General features: G+C 42.7%; 11 protein-coding genes and 1 pseudogene. 6 read left to right on the top strand and 6 right to left on the bottom strand.

Features of this window, described 5'->3' with window-relative positions:
- Positions 1–7: 7 nt before the first annotated feature.
- The gene (locus V7K41_RS05515; RefSeq protein WP_334846231.1) at positions 8–3,130 is read right to left on the bottom strand and encodes an MFS transporter; all 3,123 of its coding nucleotides are present in this window, start codon (positions 3,128–3,130) and stop codon (positions 8–10) included.
- 538 nt (positions 3,131–3,668) lie between these two features.
- Between V7K41_RS05515 and V7K41_RS05510 the strand changes: the two genes are divergently transcribed.
- The 4 genes from V7K41_RS05510 (at position 3,669) to V7K41_RS05495 (ending at position 6,918) form a co-directional block, all read left to right on the top strand.
- A complete protein-coding gene (locus tag V7K41_RS05510; protein WP_334846228.1) occupies positions 3,669–4,949 on the top strand; it encodes a histidine kinase in 1,281 nt (426 codons plus the stop codon).
- A 138-nt stretch (positions 4,950–5,087) separates the two neighbouring features.
- A complete protein-coding gene (locus tag V7K41_RS05505) occupies positions 5,088–5,549 on the top strand; it encodes a BON domain-containing protein (RefSeq protein WP_334846227.1) in 462 nt (153 codons plus the stop codon).
- Between the two features lie 183 nt (positions 5,550–5,732).
- Complete coding sequence (locus tag V7K41_RS05500) at positions 5,733–6,167, top strand: CAAD domain-containing protein (RefSeq protein WP_334846225.1); 435 nt, start codon at positions 5,733–5,735, stop codon at positions 6,165–6,167.
- Between the two features lie 343 nt (positions 6,168–6,510).
- Entirely contained in the window at positions 6,511–6,918 is a 408-nt protein-coding gene (locus V7K41_RS05495; protein ID WP_334846223.1) for a hypothetical protein, read from the top strand.
- Positions 6,919–7,090: 172 nt separating this feature from the next.
- Here the strand turns inward: V7K41_RS05495 and V7K41_RS05490 are convergent.
- The 3 genes and pseudogenes from V7K41_RS05490 to V7K41_RS05480 form a co-directional block, all read right to left on the bottom strand.
- Positions 7,091–8,147: pseudogene (locus V7K41_RS05490) on the bottom strand (IS630 family transposase).
- 514 nt (positions 8,148–8,661) lie between these two features.
- Positions 8,662–8,964, bottom strand: a complete 303-nt coding sequence (locus V7K41_RS05485; RefSeq protein ID WP_334846221.1) for a muconolactone Delta-isomerase family protein — start codon at positions 8,962–8,964, stop codon at positions 8,662–8,664.
- Positions 8,965–9,074: 110 nt separating this feature from the next.
- Positions 9,075–9,698 carry an NAD(P)-dependent oxidoreductase gene (locus V7K41_RS05480; protein WP_334846219.1) on the bottom strand — a complete coding sequence of 208 codons (624 nt, stop codon included), beginning with the start codon at positions 9,696–9,698 and terminating at the stop codon, positions 9,075–9,077.
- A gap of 198 nt (positions 9,699–9,896) precedes the next feature.
- On the opposite strand from V7K41_RS05480, the gene V7K41_RS05475 reads away from it, so the two are divergent.
- Positions 9,897–10,805 carry a LysR family transcriptional regulator gene (locus V7K41_RS05475; protein ID WP_334846217.1) on the top strand — a complete coding sequence of 303 codons (909 nt, stop codon included), beginning with the start codon at positions 9,897–9,899 and terminating at the stop codon, positions 10,803–10,805.
- 599 nt (positions 10,806–11,404) lie between these two features.
- On the opposite strand, the gene V7K41_RS05470 is transcribed toward V7K41_RS05475, so the two are convergent.
- Both V7K41_RS05470 and V7K41_RS05465 read right to left on the bottom strand, forming a co-directional pair.
- Complete coding sequence (locus V7K41_RS05470; RefSeq protein ID WP_334846216.1) at positions 11,405–12,955, bottom strand: metallophosphoesterase family protein; 1,551 nt, start codon at positions 12,953–12,955, stop codon at positions 11,405–11,407.
- A gap of 124 nt (positions 12,956–13,079) precedes the next feature.
- The gene (locus V7K41_RS05465) at positions 13,080–14,051 is read right to left on the bottom strand and encodes a YegS/Rv2252/BmrU family lipid kinase (protein ID WP_334846213.1); all 972 of its coding nucleotides are present in this window, start codon (positions 14,049–14,051) and stop codon (positions 13,080–13,082) included.
- Positions 14,052–14,563: 512 nt separating this feature from the next.
- On the opposite strand from V7K41_RS05465, the gene hemC reads away from it, so the two are divergent.
- Entirely contained in the window at positions 14,564–15,535 is a 972-nt protein-coding gene (gene hemC, locus V7K41_RS05460) for a hydroxymethylbilane synthase (RefSeq protein ID WP_334846211.1), read from the top strand.
- Positions 15,536–15,605: the final 70 nt, after the last annotated feature.

Genomic DNA, 15,605 nt, shown 5'->3' with positions numbered 1-15,605 from the left:
AGATATTTTACCCAGGTAAAGTTATCCCAGTCACAGCGATCGCACCTGCGATCGCACTGGCGCAAAGGGAAGTAATCGCTGTCCCAAATATCCACCACGCAGCATTTGCAACGGTTTTCTTGGTTTCTTCAGCTTGCTTTTTAGATTGTTTTTGAATCGCTTTCAAGCGTTTTTGAGTTTCTTTTTGGATGCGTTCGGCTCGTTGCAATACGCCATCTCGCGCCGCTTCTATTTGGCTAATTATCCGGTTAGCATCCGCCTCGGAAATATCTTCACGAGAACTCAATACAGCAACTAAGGTGTCACGATCGAATTCACTGAGGCGATCGCGCAATGCTTCAAATCCGGCTTGGGGATCGTCGAACACTTTCGCAAAGTCTTGCTTAATGCCTTCATAGTTGAGTTCGGAACGATTCAGGGAGTTGAGATAGTTGCGAACTTTCGCAAAAACTCCATCTAAAACTGATTGCACTCTTTGCTGAATCTGCTGGAATTGTTCGACAATCGAGCTGCGAACAGAATCAATTTGATCCACAATTCGGTTAGCTTCCTCTTCTGAGATATCCTCACGTTGGGATAACAGCGCCACAATTGTCGAACGGTCAAATTTCGAGGCGCGATCGCTTAAACTCCCGATTCCAGCACGGGGAGAAGACAGCAGCAATTGTAAATCGCGTTTGATTCCTTCGGGATTGAGTTCTTCTTTGTTGGTATTACGCAGATATTCTTCGAGATTGGCTTCAAAATCTAAAGCTTGTTGAGTGGTGCGCTTGGCTAGACGTCGTGGCGTTCTCAGGATATCACCAATGGCATCTTGAGCGCGATCAATGATCTGATTAACCTGTTCTTGGCTCAAGTCGCCGCGTTGACTGACGAGTTTTACCAAGGTTTCTCGATCGACATTAGACAAGCGATCGCGCAGTGCTAAGGCTCCAGCTTGAGGATCGTCGAGTAATTTTTCCAAATCTGCTCTAATACCTTCTGGATTAAGTTCTTCCAAGTTGGTATTGCGGAGATATTCAGCGATCGCTTTTGTAGTTTTTTCGTACTGTTCCTTTGCTTGTTGCGGTACTTGTAAAATACTATCTCGGACTGCTTCAAGCTGGTCGAGAGTTTGGTTTACCTGTTCTTCGCTCAAATCTTGACGCTGACTGAGCAATTGTACCAGTGTATCGCGGTCAAATTGCGATAGGCGCGATCGTAAAAGGCTAATTCCGGCTTGGGGATCGTCTAGTAAAACTTTAAACTCGCGTTTGATAGCTTCAGGATTGAGTTCGTCTTTATTAGTATTTTGCAGATAGTCTTCAACTCTTTGGCGCAGTTCATCGGCTTTTGCTTTTGCTTGTTCTTGCAATTCTCTAGCACGATTCAAGAAATTATCGCGGTTGCGTTCGAGTTGACTAACAATATTATTAGCTTCCTCTTCGCTGATATCTTGACGCTGTTGGAGCAATTGTACAAAAGTATCGCGGTCAAATTGCCCAAAGCGGCTACTTAAATCTTCAAAACCAGCTTGTGGATCGTCTAGCAACTTGCCAAAGTCTCGTTCAATACCTTCAGGATTGAGTTCGTCTTTCCCTGTCGAACGCAGATAATCTTCGATGCGGCTGCGAAAATCTTGCTCTTTTTCTCGTGCTTGAGCCTGTTTGACAGTCTCTAAAACTTCCAGGCGATCGCTTTCCATTTGTTCGGAAATTTCTTTCACCCTAGCTTCGCTAATATCACCACGTTGCTTTAGTAAGTTGGTGAAATATTCTTGATTGATTTCTTCTAACTCCCGTCTCACAGTTGTTGGATCTGCATTTACGTCATAGATGACTTCTTTAAATTCATCTACTAGGGTAATTCGATTGAAGTGCCAAGGAAACGAATGCAATATGTAGTCTTTTACATCTGCCTTAATCGCGTTTTCCAGTGAGATTGGCAATTTTGCAGATACTTGCTCAGTTGCTTGCTCTTTAAACTTTTGAAGTTGTTCTGTGATTTGTTCGACATCGACATCTTGAACTTTTTCTTTCAGTTTTTGCAACTGAGTTGTAATTTTGTTCACATCGATATTAGAAAGGTTTACTCGTTCCATAACTGCTGGTGCAGCTGCACTTAAGCCATACCTAATAGCTTGCTTGATTACACCATTGCCATTACCGCCTCCGATTGTAACCAGTTCTTGAAGCCGTTCGCCCAATTGCTCAGAATTAAGTTCTTCAGGAGTAGCAGACTTGAGTAAATTAATTACTTGTTCTGTGGGATTTTGGCGATTTAAAGCTTGTTGCCATGCACCTTCAAATTGGTCAGCAATGCTATTGATATCTTCTTTAGATAAATCGCCACGGCTGCTGATCAAATCAACAAATGTTTGGCGATCGATATTTTGTAAAAGGTCGCTGTTAGTAACAGATTGCAAATCTGTATCCTTAAGAAGCTGGTCAAATTGACTCCGAATTTCTTTAATATCTAGCTTTGGTAATTGCAGAGAGCTTAAAGAACTTTGAAGCGTATTTTTAATACCTTCAGAATCAAAACTTGAAGTTAATTCCCGTCGGACTGCGGCTGTAATATCTTCAGCAGTAGAAACTAACTGTTTTTTCGCACTATTAGCACCGATGCCAGCAGTTGCCGTGCCCATCAGAGTTTGAAAACCAGAAGTGACAGTATTAGATATAGAACCAATTAAAGAGCCTACCGCCGATGAACCCAACCAAATTACTAGTGAAAAATAGGTAGACCAAATAACTACACCAATAATTGCTCCTAAAAATGCGCTTTCGATTAGGCTCAGTTTTACTGCTAAAAAACAAGCAATAAATAATGCGATGCTAACGGTTATTAGCGCCCAAGTACCAACTTTAGCTTGACCTTTACGAATTGTCTTACCCAAACTTTCAGACTCATCATCAGAATCTGAATCAATTTCCCAAGATGAAATTCCGACAGCAACTGAAAAGTTTGTCAATAACAATTGAAAAGCAAATGCCATCAAAACCCCAGCTAGCAGTGCCACCAACAATTTAGGCCCAGAAAAAACAACTGATGCTTCTTCTGGAGTTAGTACTTCCTGAGCTAAAGTTATCGGCGCTAATCCTAAAGGTAGCCAATTCCATCCCCAAATCGTTAAAACACCTTGAAACATAGGATTTTCCCACTTTTACTCAATTAAATACCCATTTATAAAATGGCTTATTTATCAGTTTAATTATCATTTATGTAAGCTGGTACTTTCTTAGGTAATAGGTTAGTTGTCCAAAAGTTGTATTTAAAAAGATAAATATTTTTCTTGTATATTTCTAAATAAAATTTATGATTTATTTAATATTTTACCAAAGAAAATTTATTATGCAAAAGTAAATTTAATAAAATTGTATCTATCTATATAGCAGGTTTTGAGTGGGTGAGTTAGAGTAGTCAACGCTAGAAAATCATGTTTTTTGGTATCAATTTTATTGAGTAAACTGAAAACATCGAATAATTGTTATATAAACTTCATAAAAGGAAATATATTTACTAATAGAGATTTAGTTACTAACTTTAGATAAAATCACCTATATCTAATGATAGAGACAAAAATTCTTCCAAGCGATTGATGAAAAATAAATAGAAACATGTATTAATAAGGGTTATTAGGAGCTATAAATTAGTAAATAATTGATTTTGGCTGAGGAGAAAGAATAATGGTTGTAGGTCTACATAAACGTGCTGTAGGTGTATTTTCTCATCGTCGAGATGTTGAACATGCCCTACATGAATTAAAAAAAGTTGGCTTTGACATGAACAGAGTTTCTGTCATTACACAAGATGGAGACAGAGACGATATTGCTGGTGCGGATGTGAGCGATCGCGTCGGCGACCAATCTGATGAAGGTGCTAAAGTTGGAGCTGCTACAGGCGGTGCTTTAGGGGGATTGGCTGGCTTATTAGTCGGTCTTGGCACTTTAGCAATTCCTGGAATTGGGCCAATTATGTTGGCTGGAGCCGCAGCAACTACCCTAGCTACAACTCTCGCTGGCGCTGGTATTGGCGCAGTAGCTGGTAGTTTACTTGGTGCGTTAATTGGTCTAGGAATTCCTGAAGAACGAGCTAAAGTTTACGACGAACGCGTCAGACGAGGACACTATTTAGTCATTATCGATGGTACAGATTCAGAAGTCCTAAGAGCAGAAGGAATTCTAAATCGTCAGGGCGTAGAAGAGTTTGGCATTTATGAACATCCAGATGCTACGAATGCAACCACTGGTTATGTGACTCCAACTCCAAATACGGGTTATAGTGGTGTTGCCAAACGTGCAATCGGGATATTTTCTCATCGTCGAGATGCTGAAGTAGCAATTACAGAATTGCGAGATGCAGGTTTTTCGTTGAATCAAGTCTCCATCATTGCCAAAGACACAGACGGTCGTGGGATCGGTGGTGTAGATGTAGACAGAAATGTTGGTACTGGTAATAAAGCTGACGATGGTGCAAAAGCTGGAGCAGCTACAGGCGGTGTTCTAGGCGGCTTGACTGGCTTATTAGTTGGACTTGGAACTCTAGCAATTCCTGGAATCGGGCCAGTGATTGCAGGTGGTGCAGTTGCAACCACTTTGGCGACAACATTAACTGGTGGTGCGATCGGTGCAGCCGCCGGGAGTATTGTAGGCGCACTCGTTGGCTTGGGAATTCCTGAAGACAAGGCGCGAGTATATAGCGATCGCTTCCAAAGAGGCGACTACTTAGTAATTCTTGATGGTACGGAAGCTGAAATCCACCAAGCTGAAGCGATTCTCAAACATCGAGGTATTGAAGAATTTGCAATCTATGATGCTACAGAGATTAGTGAATATCGCCCAGGTTCCGACAGACTAAGCGATCGTGATGCAGCAGTAGTCGATCCCATTCGTCCCAATTACTCAACAGAGACTAATAGAAACGATCCTTCTGTAGTTATTGTCGATCGTCGTGATGAAGTACTTTAACCGAAAGTAGTTTCACTTACACTAATTAGACAAAATTGCCGGAGCAATAATTTGAAAACTTTGCTCCTGACAAAACAACTTGCTCCTCCCTTGCCGTAAATATCAACAAATTTCACTTTTCGATTGCGAATTAAACGTATGCAAAAGTTAACCCCCTTCTTAATTAGCGGCTTATTAATCTTCGGTGTTGCTGCTTGTGATAACGCTTCTAAAACAAGTGAGTCTGCACCCAATAATCCTAATGCAGCTCCCCAAACACCGACTGCAAAAACAACACAAGCTTCTCAACAAGACGCACAAAGTGAAGTTCGCAGAAACCAAGCTAATTCTGATATCCGCGCCCGCGAACAGCGCAATAATACTACGGGTGGCGATACACAACGAGCCAAAGGTGACTTAGCAAGTGAAGTTCGCTCTAAGTTGGAGGTTAACATACCTAAGAGCCAACTAACAGTTAATGCCGCAGATGGTGGGATTGTGACTGTCTCAGGAACTGTCAGCAATCAGCAAGAGTTGGGTAAAATTGAAAAATTAGCTAAAGAAATTAAAGGTGTCAAGAGTGTAGTTGTGAAAGCAACTGTTGCCGCACCAACTAAATAGTGCAGCTAACAACAAATTTAATTGAGCAGGTAGGCGTTAAGAGATTTAAATGCTCCTGCTCGGTCTCAGTGGTCAGTAATAAGTTTAACTGACCACTAATAATTGAAAACTGACGACCTTCATAACTATATTTATTAATGCTCACAGTTATACAAAGTCTTGTATTTACCGAACATAAAAATTATGGAAACCGAACAACAGCAACGTGAATCCATCAATGCTTCCTTATCACAAGGTACGCTAGCACTTGAAGGTACTGATACTGCAAACTTGCCAAAGTTACCACCAGCCCCTGAACCTGAATCTCAATGGCAGCAAATTAACAGACAAATTTCTCAATTTTTAGAGCAACTGCCCCAATACTTAAGTGGATTTTTTCAGGACTACAAGCAGCCTCTAATAACCGTTGCTTTAATTTTAACGGCGATTGTTACAGCTAGGCTAGTACTAGCATTACTAGCTGCAATCAATGATATTCCACTACTATCACCACTTTTTGAGTTAGTTGGAATTAGTTACACTAGTTGGTTTATTTTCCGTTATCTACTGAAGGCTTCAACTCGGCAAGAATTAGCCGATGAAATTCAATTACTGAAAAACCAATTCGTAGGCGAGTAAATTTACTCACCATTAAAGTAGGATTTACACGGGCAAATAGAATTTGCAGCTACATAAACTCTCGTCAGTCTCTGCGGGCTTGGGTAAAGCTTTGTATAGTTGCAGTTTCTAATTGCCCTTTTAATGTTAAGTTGACTTTAACTAAAACCTTGTTATACCAATAAATCTAAATTCACAGTATTTAACCGGACTCAATTTTATTTTTTTGGATACATCAAAAGATAGAGAATATAACATTACTTTTAAATTTAAGTCACTTCTCAAGATAGTAGCTCGGAGATGAAAAACAGCCTAATCTGGTTTTTGAAGTTATTTAATAGATTCTTTAACGAGGACATAAATTATGGCTAATGAAGCAGTTAAGAGAGATACAGATTCATCTGATAGAGCGGAAATTAATAATTACGATCGCGGCATCATCCCAGCTGAAACTGCTGCTCGAATGGAAAGAGAAGGAGATAAGTACAAAACACGTCCCACAGAAGAACGGGAGGCAGACGCACCTACGGATGACCAAACCGATTCAGAAAGTATACGCACCACTGACGGCTATACCGTGGACAGAGAAGGTTTGTCTAATAACTATGCAGTTGAACCGGAAATGTACTACGAAGAACCGGGTGATGCACGCCAACAAGCGGCAGAAGATAGGGAAGAACGTATTGAAGAACTTGGAGAAATTAATCAGGACGAAGAAGGCAAGTTGACAGACAAAGGTGACAGCCGAGGTAGAGGCCCAGGAATAATTTAATTAACAATTTCCTTTTGCTGGGTGCAATTACACGTAATAAGGCTAAATAGGTGGTTTCTAGAGACGCAATAATTGCGTCTCTAATTTTATAGGCGAATAAAGCACAACCTGACATATCAAAATTTTTGAATAAGTAGGTAGGCAGGAAAATTTATAACTATGTAACGAAAATTTAATCAGAGCCATTAGAGTTAAATTTAATACGTTCTGTACTGTAGTTGCCTTTTTCTCCTCTAGCTTTAACGCCATCAATCACGGCGTAAGCCAGGTCTAGCTGATCATCAAATATTTGACCAGATAGTTCGTCTTTTTTAAGGTGCTGCCACTCCAATTCAATTGGGTTCATCTGGGAGCAGTAGGCGGGTAAGAAAAAGATGTACAAACCCATGTCTTCCCACTTCGACCATAGCTTTTGCACTTCAAGACATCGGTGTATCGGTCCGTTATCCTGTACAACTACCCTAGTGCGCCCAGCCTTTTGAGCTTCAGTCGCTTCCAACTCCATCATTTTGATGTAAGATTTACGACCAACACCACCAATAACTAGACCGTAAACAAAACTGATTAAAGGTTGAAGAAACGCGATAATACTTAATCTCCGACCACGACGCTTGGTTTGTTCTAAATGTTTTTGCTCACCTTTAAAGTAATAGGTGTAACAAAGAGTTCGCTCCAAACACAAAACCCTGATTCATCTAGATACTTTAGGTCTATTTCTCCCGCAGCAGCAGATAATTCCAACATATCTAGGTCTGCTTGTTTCTTCGCTCGTACTACGGGGTCTTGTTTTCCTTTGTGGCTCTTCTTAGCGCGTTTCCAAATGATCCCCTTTTTTTGAGTACCCGTCTTAACCTGTCGGGACTTAGTTTCACGTTGCGATCGCTCTCTAATTTTTGGGTTAATTGAAGACTGTTGTATGTACGTGGTTCATTTTTGAGACATTCTTCCAAAAAAACGATGTCTTCTTCGGTATACTTCGTTTTTCCTCCTCGACCTGCCAACTCCCAAAGACCCTCTAACCCAAGTTTTCGCCATTTATGTAAGACTTCTCTTACAGTTTGAGCAGTCCAGTTAAAGTGAGCAGCTATTTTTTCTACGTACCACCCATGTGCGTTTAACCTAATTATCTCTGCTCTGTCTTTAACCTTCTGTGGTACATCGGCAGTTCTTAAGTTTAACAGGGTTTTGTCTTGTTCACGAGTTAGGAATACCCTTATACGAGCGCCCATATCTCACTTACCTCGGTAGATACATTCTACGTATTTATGTATCTTTACATAGTTTGGTTTTTTCACGTCGTTCTACTTATTCCAATGCAATTAATAAATTGTCTTCCACGCTTAACTTTGGCTGACCGCCTTTTTTACCAGTTCTTACCAGATCAGGCTTTAGAACTTCTACCATTCTTCCAAACGTGGCAATATGCACTCCACATAACCGTTTAAATTCTGATGGTGGCAGGTCTTACAAATGGCAAAGAATGCTGTAGAGGTAACTTACCACCGATTACACTACGCATAACATAGACATAAGTCTAAAGGGCAGTTGCGTAAAACCCGTAAAGGAAAGAAACAGAAACCTGAATTGTGAGGTTTAGGACTCACCGTGGCTAAAGCCACAGTGAGGATGGCAAGACAGCATATTGATAAACGTTTTTGCTTTTCTTATTGCCATTCGGTCGAAAAACACAGAAAGCTCGAGCGCCAATCTTTGTTCGCTGGAGCGCATTGTTAAGCGGTGCGATTAAACGGACTTCTTCGCGAATGCTGGATACGGCGCGAGCGGCAAAATCTGGTAGTCAGCGTAATCAATCTTGATCAGCGGAAAGGTGTCGATTATCTTTTGCAGATGCTCCGGTGACTCCGCTTCAAAGAGAACGGCTGCGCCGCGGTTTTTTGTGTCTAGCGCCCACACTTGACGCAGACTTCCCTCCGCGTAAAGGACTTGCGCTTGTGCCTGCTCTTCGAGTTCCCGTTTCTGGAAGTCAGAGGGCATTCCGTCAGTCTCGAATTTCTGTTTAGGCGTGAAGATAACAAGATATTGCATAGGACACTTCTGTTTAGCTTGCTTGGTTGTGAAAACTGGACAGGAAAGCAGATGCCAAGCCTCAACGAACACGCTGTCGGCCCCAAAAAGAGAGCGTGTCCGAAGAGTTCTTAGCTATTTGCGATAGTAACGGCTTGATGGAGGTATTCGTTATTGGAAAGCTGGGCAAGCATGAAGGCAGCCAGGTCGCCACGTGTAATTTTATGGGCTTTCTCGCCCGTTTCGGCATCAAAGACTCGAACGTTTCCCCTGGCAGGGTCGTCGGTGAGGATGGCTGGGCGAAGAATCACCCAGTCCAGACCGCTCGATTCAACAGCGGACTCCATTGCTGCTTTATCCTTGTCCGCGCCGCGCAACAAGGTCGAAACAAGTAAGCGCTCATACAGGGTGGCATTTGCCTCACTCTCCCCTTCGCCAATCATGGAAGTTACCACCAGACGGCGCACGCCGTTTCGCTTCATGGCAGCGATGATTGTGTTGGCGGCACTCGATTCGAGCGTAGTTGCCTTGTAAGGCGTTTTGCCGCCAATTGTGTCAACAACAGCGTCTTGACCGACTACTGCTGCGTCCATCGTGGCACTGTCGGTAGCGTCACCTTCAATAACGCGAACGTCTGAGACCTCGTATTCGTCAGCTTTGTGAACGAATGCCGTGACCTGATGTCCAGCGGCCACAGCCTGTTCAACTACAGCTCTACCGGTCTTGCCAGCGGCTCCTATGACTAAAACTTTCATGTTTTAACGCTCCTATGTAACACTTAGTCGGTTTTCCGATTAGAGAAATACGGCTTTGATTAAGACTGTCTCCCTATTTTTGACATCACTAGTATGATTTATCAATTCATGCAGATAAAGATAGTTTTTATGGATTGATTGTTTATAATGCTGGACAATAACAGAGTTTTGATAATATCAACGCAGTGAGTGCAAGATATGGATGACGTGAACGCTGTTTTAATATTTCTCAAAGTCGCCCAACTGGGAGGATTTGTCGCAGCAGCACGATCGCTAGACTTGCCTAAATCTACCGTCAGTATGAAGGTCAATGCGCTAGAGCAACGGTTAGGAGTCCGATTATTTCATCGCACGACGCGGCGGGTTTCTCTAACTGAAGAAGGACGACTGTATTACGAAAACTGTTTACCCATTGTCGATGCGTTACATGACGGTGATAATGCGATCGCTAGCTTGCAAGGGCATCCGCAAGGGACTGTGCGAGTGACAACCACCGTGTTGTTTGTGCAGTCTATTCTCGCACCCAATTTGCCGGAGTTTCTGCTGACCTACCCCGATATTCAAGTGATTCTCCATGCAACGACTGAATACAAAGATATTGTCAAAGAAGGGTACGATCTAGCGATTCGGATTGGGGAATTGCACGATTCATCCCTAATCGGGCGGCGGATTAGCACAGATCGCATGAAACTCTTTGCCAGCGCGACCTATCTCAAAACCGCTGGCGAACCAAGAGCGATCGCTGATTTGACCAGTCATGCGCTGCTTTGTATGGCTCATCGTCAGAACGATGTGACCTGGACATTGCACAATGAACAGCAGGAAACAGTAACGCTCTCCTTTCGTCCACGACTACTCAGCAATCACGTTGCCCCTATTTATCAAGCAATCGTTGCTGGAGTAGGAATTGGGCTGCTGCCGGAATTTCTGTTTCAACAAGAGTTACAAAGTGGGAATATAGTAAACGTCTTGTCTCAATGGTCACTGGCTCCAGTCCCAATTAACGCACTTTATCCTAGCCGAAAATATATTCCGATGAAAGTCAAGGTCTTTGTAGAGTTCCTTGAGCAAAAGATGCGCTTACATCACTTCCAGAAAATAAACTGATACTGTTGGCGAACTTAATAATTCACCCAAAAGTGCGAGAATTGCACAGTAATGAAACTAAGCTAATCCGCTTTTAAGTTGCATAGTTCAAATCGCTAGAAAGACGCAAAGATGTAATTTCAGTAGACCGAAAAGTTTTTTAGAAGCCTTACCAATCCTTCATTTCCACTTGGGAATACAAGCAGCCGAAATCAGCTTGTCCTTTGCGTTTTCAAAACTTTTGTTCTGCGTGAGCTTCAGAGCGATGTCTACGACAAGCCGAGGAAGCGTCTACGCTTGTGGTCATGATGCAATACGCTTGGGTTAAGCATCTTCTCTTCACTGGGACAAGGGGGACAAGCAGGACAAGGGGACAAGGGGACAAGGATAAGAAGGACAAGAAAAAATTTCTCCCTTGTCTCCCCCCTTTCCCTTGTCTCCCTTAACCCAAGCGTATTGGGTCATGATGGAAAGCTCCAACAACGACGGCTCAAACCCTGATAATTTCGTCAACTTACAAAAGTTTTCGATCTACTGAATTTTGGCTCTGTGCGGCGATAATTGGCTAGTTGTTAGCACTTGGTTAGCTCAGTACAAGTGCCCAATTTCCAATGCCCATTTTAAATGATTAGTGGCTCAAGTTCACGATTATGCCATTGCCTTTGATGCCATTCGGCAACTAAAGGACGGACAATAAACTTGGGCTGTCCATCGCCTTTAACATCAATACGTAAACCTGAATAAGGTCGTCGCTTTTGAAAACCTTGACCGTTGCGACCGATGAAAAGATGCGATCGCGCCACTAATTTTTTATCTTCCATCAAATCTGCTCCCTCAATCCGTTGGCGTCGCAAACTAAACCCGCTACCGCCACAAACAATCCAGTGGATATGAGAATCAGCGTGTCCTGTATCCATTGTCTCCAGGTGTTCCAAGCAGTGCGCGTGACCGTTTAATACCAAATCGACCAAAGGACGCTCTTGAGTCAGGGAACCGATTTCTTTCGCTACTGCATCCAGCACACCACGCAGGCGATCGCGAACAATCAGAGTTTGTGCTTGTTGCCACTTTGTCGCCTCAGTTACATAAGGTGGATGATGAAAATAAATCACCCTTCCCCGAACTTCACTATTATTCCAAGATTCAATTAATCTTTGTTTGAGCCATTCCAGTTGTTCGATATCCGTCAGCGTTGTTTTATTCGTAGCTAGTTGCTTATCGATATCAACAATAAGTTCTTCAATTTGTGATAGCTTGGCGTGGAAGTCGTCTAATTGATCGGCTTCATTGGGATTTTCAGGACGAAGCTTTGATGAATTTTCAATGATTTCTAGCTTTTCTTGCTCGAAATCTTCACGGCGTTTTTCTAAGAGTTTGCGATCGGCGTCACCTTGTTTTGTTTTAGGCAGCGGTGGTGGATCGTTAAATGTATTAGAATCCAAGGCAAAGAAATCAATACCGCCATAGCGAAAAGTGTAGTAGCGATTGGGAAGACGGGTAAATTGTCCAGGTTGATAAGAAAGACAACGACCTGTGTCTGTCTTAGCTGTGTAGTACCGATCTAAATGACTAGCTAACTCTCCCGGAAGCTGAAACGCCTTCAGATAGTCGAGAAAAGCCTTTGCGTAAGCGTCACCGCATCCTGAGCCATGCAAGCCCACATCTAAGTCTAATCGCGATCGCAACAGGTGACGAATGGGTAATGTTGTTAGGGATGCCAAGCTCAATAAAATCGGCAAGTTATAGTAATCGTGATTTCCCGGCACTGGTAAAATGGGTAGCTTAAAAACCATTTGGTCATAAGCAATCCGTTTAGGATGCTCTGCGCCCAAGATAAACTCTCGGTAAGGCTGGATGAAGTTTTGCTGGTAGTATTCACTCGATCCCACTAAATAAATCACATCCCCGGTATGCAGCATAAACCGGGATTCTTTGTGATGGGGCAGCATGAGTTCAGCTACCTGTCGCTGGGGATTGTGTCCCCGGTGCGCGCCAGAACCACTATCACCGACAACTAAAAATGAGAACTCAGAATTGTCTGTTTGACCATCTTCCAAAACCAGCCGAGTTTGGTCAATATCCCGTTCCACAATTAACGGATCTTGCCACTGTACCCGCTGATTCATTTTCCGAATTTTGTTAGTGATCGTTGGATCAGATACAAGTTTCAATGCAACCTACTCCTGAGTTTTCAATTGAAGGGGAGCAGGGGAGCAGGGGAAGTTGCAGTAAATTTTTACCCTCTGCCCCTTTGCACCTCTGCCTCTTGTGCCCAATGCCCCATGCCCCCTGCCTTCATTCTCCTGCTGTATCTTTCATCTCAATAATCAGATTAGGGAGTCCTTCTAGTTTTTCGGTAGGCTCAACTTCTTCTACTAATGGCACAAAAATTCTTAAGCCTGCTGGTACACACTTAATTTCTACAGGTGTTGTGCCTACTATTTCACCATCTAGAACAACTTTTTGTGGTGGGTTAGTCGTAATTTTAAATTGTTTGGCTCGCAAAAAGCCAATATCATCTCGTTCTACGGCGTTACCTGTAGAAGCTGTTTGAAATAGATGAAATGTGGCAGCGATCGCTCCTGCCTTGTTAGCTGGAGCGACAATTGTTAAATCTAGTAACCCATCATCATAAATCAGACCTGCCGGGCCTTGAGCCAAAACAGAAGTAGGAGGCGCGGCATTTGCTACCGTTACTGCACAGGCACTAGTTTTAATTATCCTGTCTTCAGTTTCAATTTCAACATCAAAGTTATGTAAATTTCTTAATTGCTGGATTCCTGCCAAAACGTAAGCCATCATCCCAAAGCGATTTTTGGAGTCTCGATCTGCCAATTCTACAGTTTCAGCTTCAAAGCCAATACCTGCCAAGAGTACCATTGGCCGATCGTTGCAATAGGCTACGTCTACATGGGTGGTTGCTCCGTGCAAAATTGTGTTACAAGCACCTGCGATCGTGTCAGGAATTCCTAAGGCTGTGGCAAAAGCATTTGCTGTTCCTCTGGAAATAATCCCAAATGGGATATCAGTTCCCACTACAGCCGCCGCCGCTATTGAGAGAGTACCATCCCCCCCGGAAGCAATGATTGCATCTACTCCTCGCTCTACCGCTTGATATGCCAGTTGGTCAGCATCGATTTCTTCAGTTGTAAAATAAATATCTAGATCGATATCTGACTCTAATATTGCCCGAATTTCTGCTAGCTCTGTATCTGGGTCGCCCTGACCCGCAACAGGATTAAAGATGAGACAGGCGGAACGATTCATAAGGCATAATAACTAAGCTTGGATAACTAATGAAGATAGCAAATTATTTTTAGCATTCCTGTAAATTTTCAACTTCCCTTTTGAGGCTGAGTTTTTTAGAGATATTGACCAAGTTTAGCGCTAGGTGCGAGTTTGAGTTATATCGTTCCTGATTTTTTAGCATTTGACCTCGTTATCGGGCAATTGAGTTGAATACCGAGAATTGGTCAAATTACATTAAGATTTCATTCGAGAGTTAGCAATATCTGATGCATTTTGCCGACTCAATTACGAAAGCACAACTATCGCTTTGTGCAGATATGCATACAACGCTTTGGGTCGCGAGGTTTATAATGAACGCGAAAAATATACCTACTCCCCACTCCCCTCTATTATTTGAGATTCCTCAAACAAGCTTTTGGTAAAGAATTGTAATCCAAAATCCCAAATTCAAAACCCAAAATTCCTATGAGTCACTGACTACGGTAGTCTAGATGAGAGTGAATTTATCGCCTGCGATATTATATTGTTTTATGACTTCAGTTGTTTCTAGTCCCCCACGCACTATTCGGATTGGTTCGCGCAAAAGCCAACTTGCTCTGGTTCAGACCTACTGGGTACAAGAGCAACTCAAGAATTGCTATCCAGATATCACTTTTGAAGTCCACACCATGTCTACCCAAGGCGATAAAATCTTGGATGTAGCATTAGCTAAGATTGGCGATAAAGGACTTTTTACTAAAGAACTTGAACTTGGAATGCTCAATCAAGAGATTGACTTTGCGGTTCATTCTCTCAAGGATCTGCCGACTCACTTACCAGAAGGGTTAACGTTGGCAGCAATTACTGAACGAGAAAACCCAGCAGATGCATTAGTGGTGCATGAAAAGCACAAAGATAAACAAATCGATACGTTGCCAGAAGGTGCGGTAATTGGTACATCTTCGCTACGGCGGTTAGCACAGTTACGCCACCACTTCCCCCACTTTACCTTTAAGGACGTGCGGGGAAACTTAATTACACGGTTGGCAAAACTGGATGCAGGTGAATACGATGCCTTAATTTTGGCAGCAGCAGGGTTAGAGAGATTGGGAATGAGCGATCGCACTCATCAAATTCTCCCCAAAGAAATCTCCCTCCACGCCGTTGGACAAGGTGCTTTAGGGATAGAATGCCGTGCTGATGATAGTGAATTGCTATCTCTACTCAAAGCGATCGAACATCCCCAAACACGCGATCGCTGTCTCGCCGAACGATCTTTTCTTCGCTCTTTAGAGGGCGGATGTCAAGTACCTATCGGTGTAAATACAGAAATATCTGGTGAGAATTTGACCTTAACTGGGATAGTTGCCAGTGTAGATGGTCAAAAGTTCGTCAAAGATACCGTTACCGGGATTGCCAATAACGCCGAAGCAGTAGGCACAGAACTAGCAGAACTGTTGCGAAAACAAGGAGCGCAAGAAATTTTATCAGAAATTTTTGCGGTGATTCAACGAGGTTCCTAAGCAATTGGGCAAGCTGATGTGATTAGATAATAATTGATCGCCGTTGCACTGATGTGCCAGACGCGACAAG

This window comes from Nostoc sp., from assembly GCF_036917415.1.
Lineage (GTDB): Bacteria > Cyanobacteriota > Cyanobacteriia > Cyanobacteriales > Nostocaceae > Nostoc.
The sequence above is the reverse complement of the archived record's forward strand: the minus strand, read 5'-3'. Positions and strand labels throughout refer to the sequence as shown.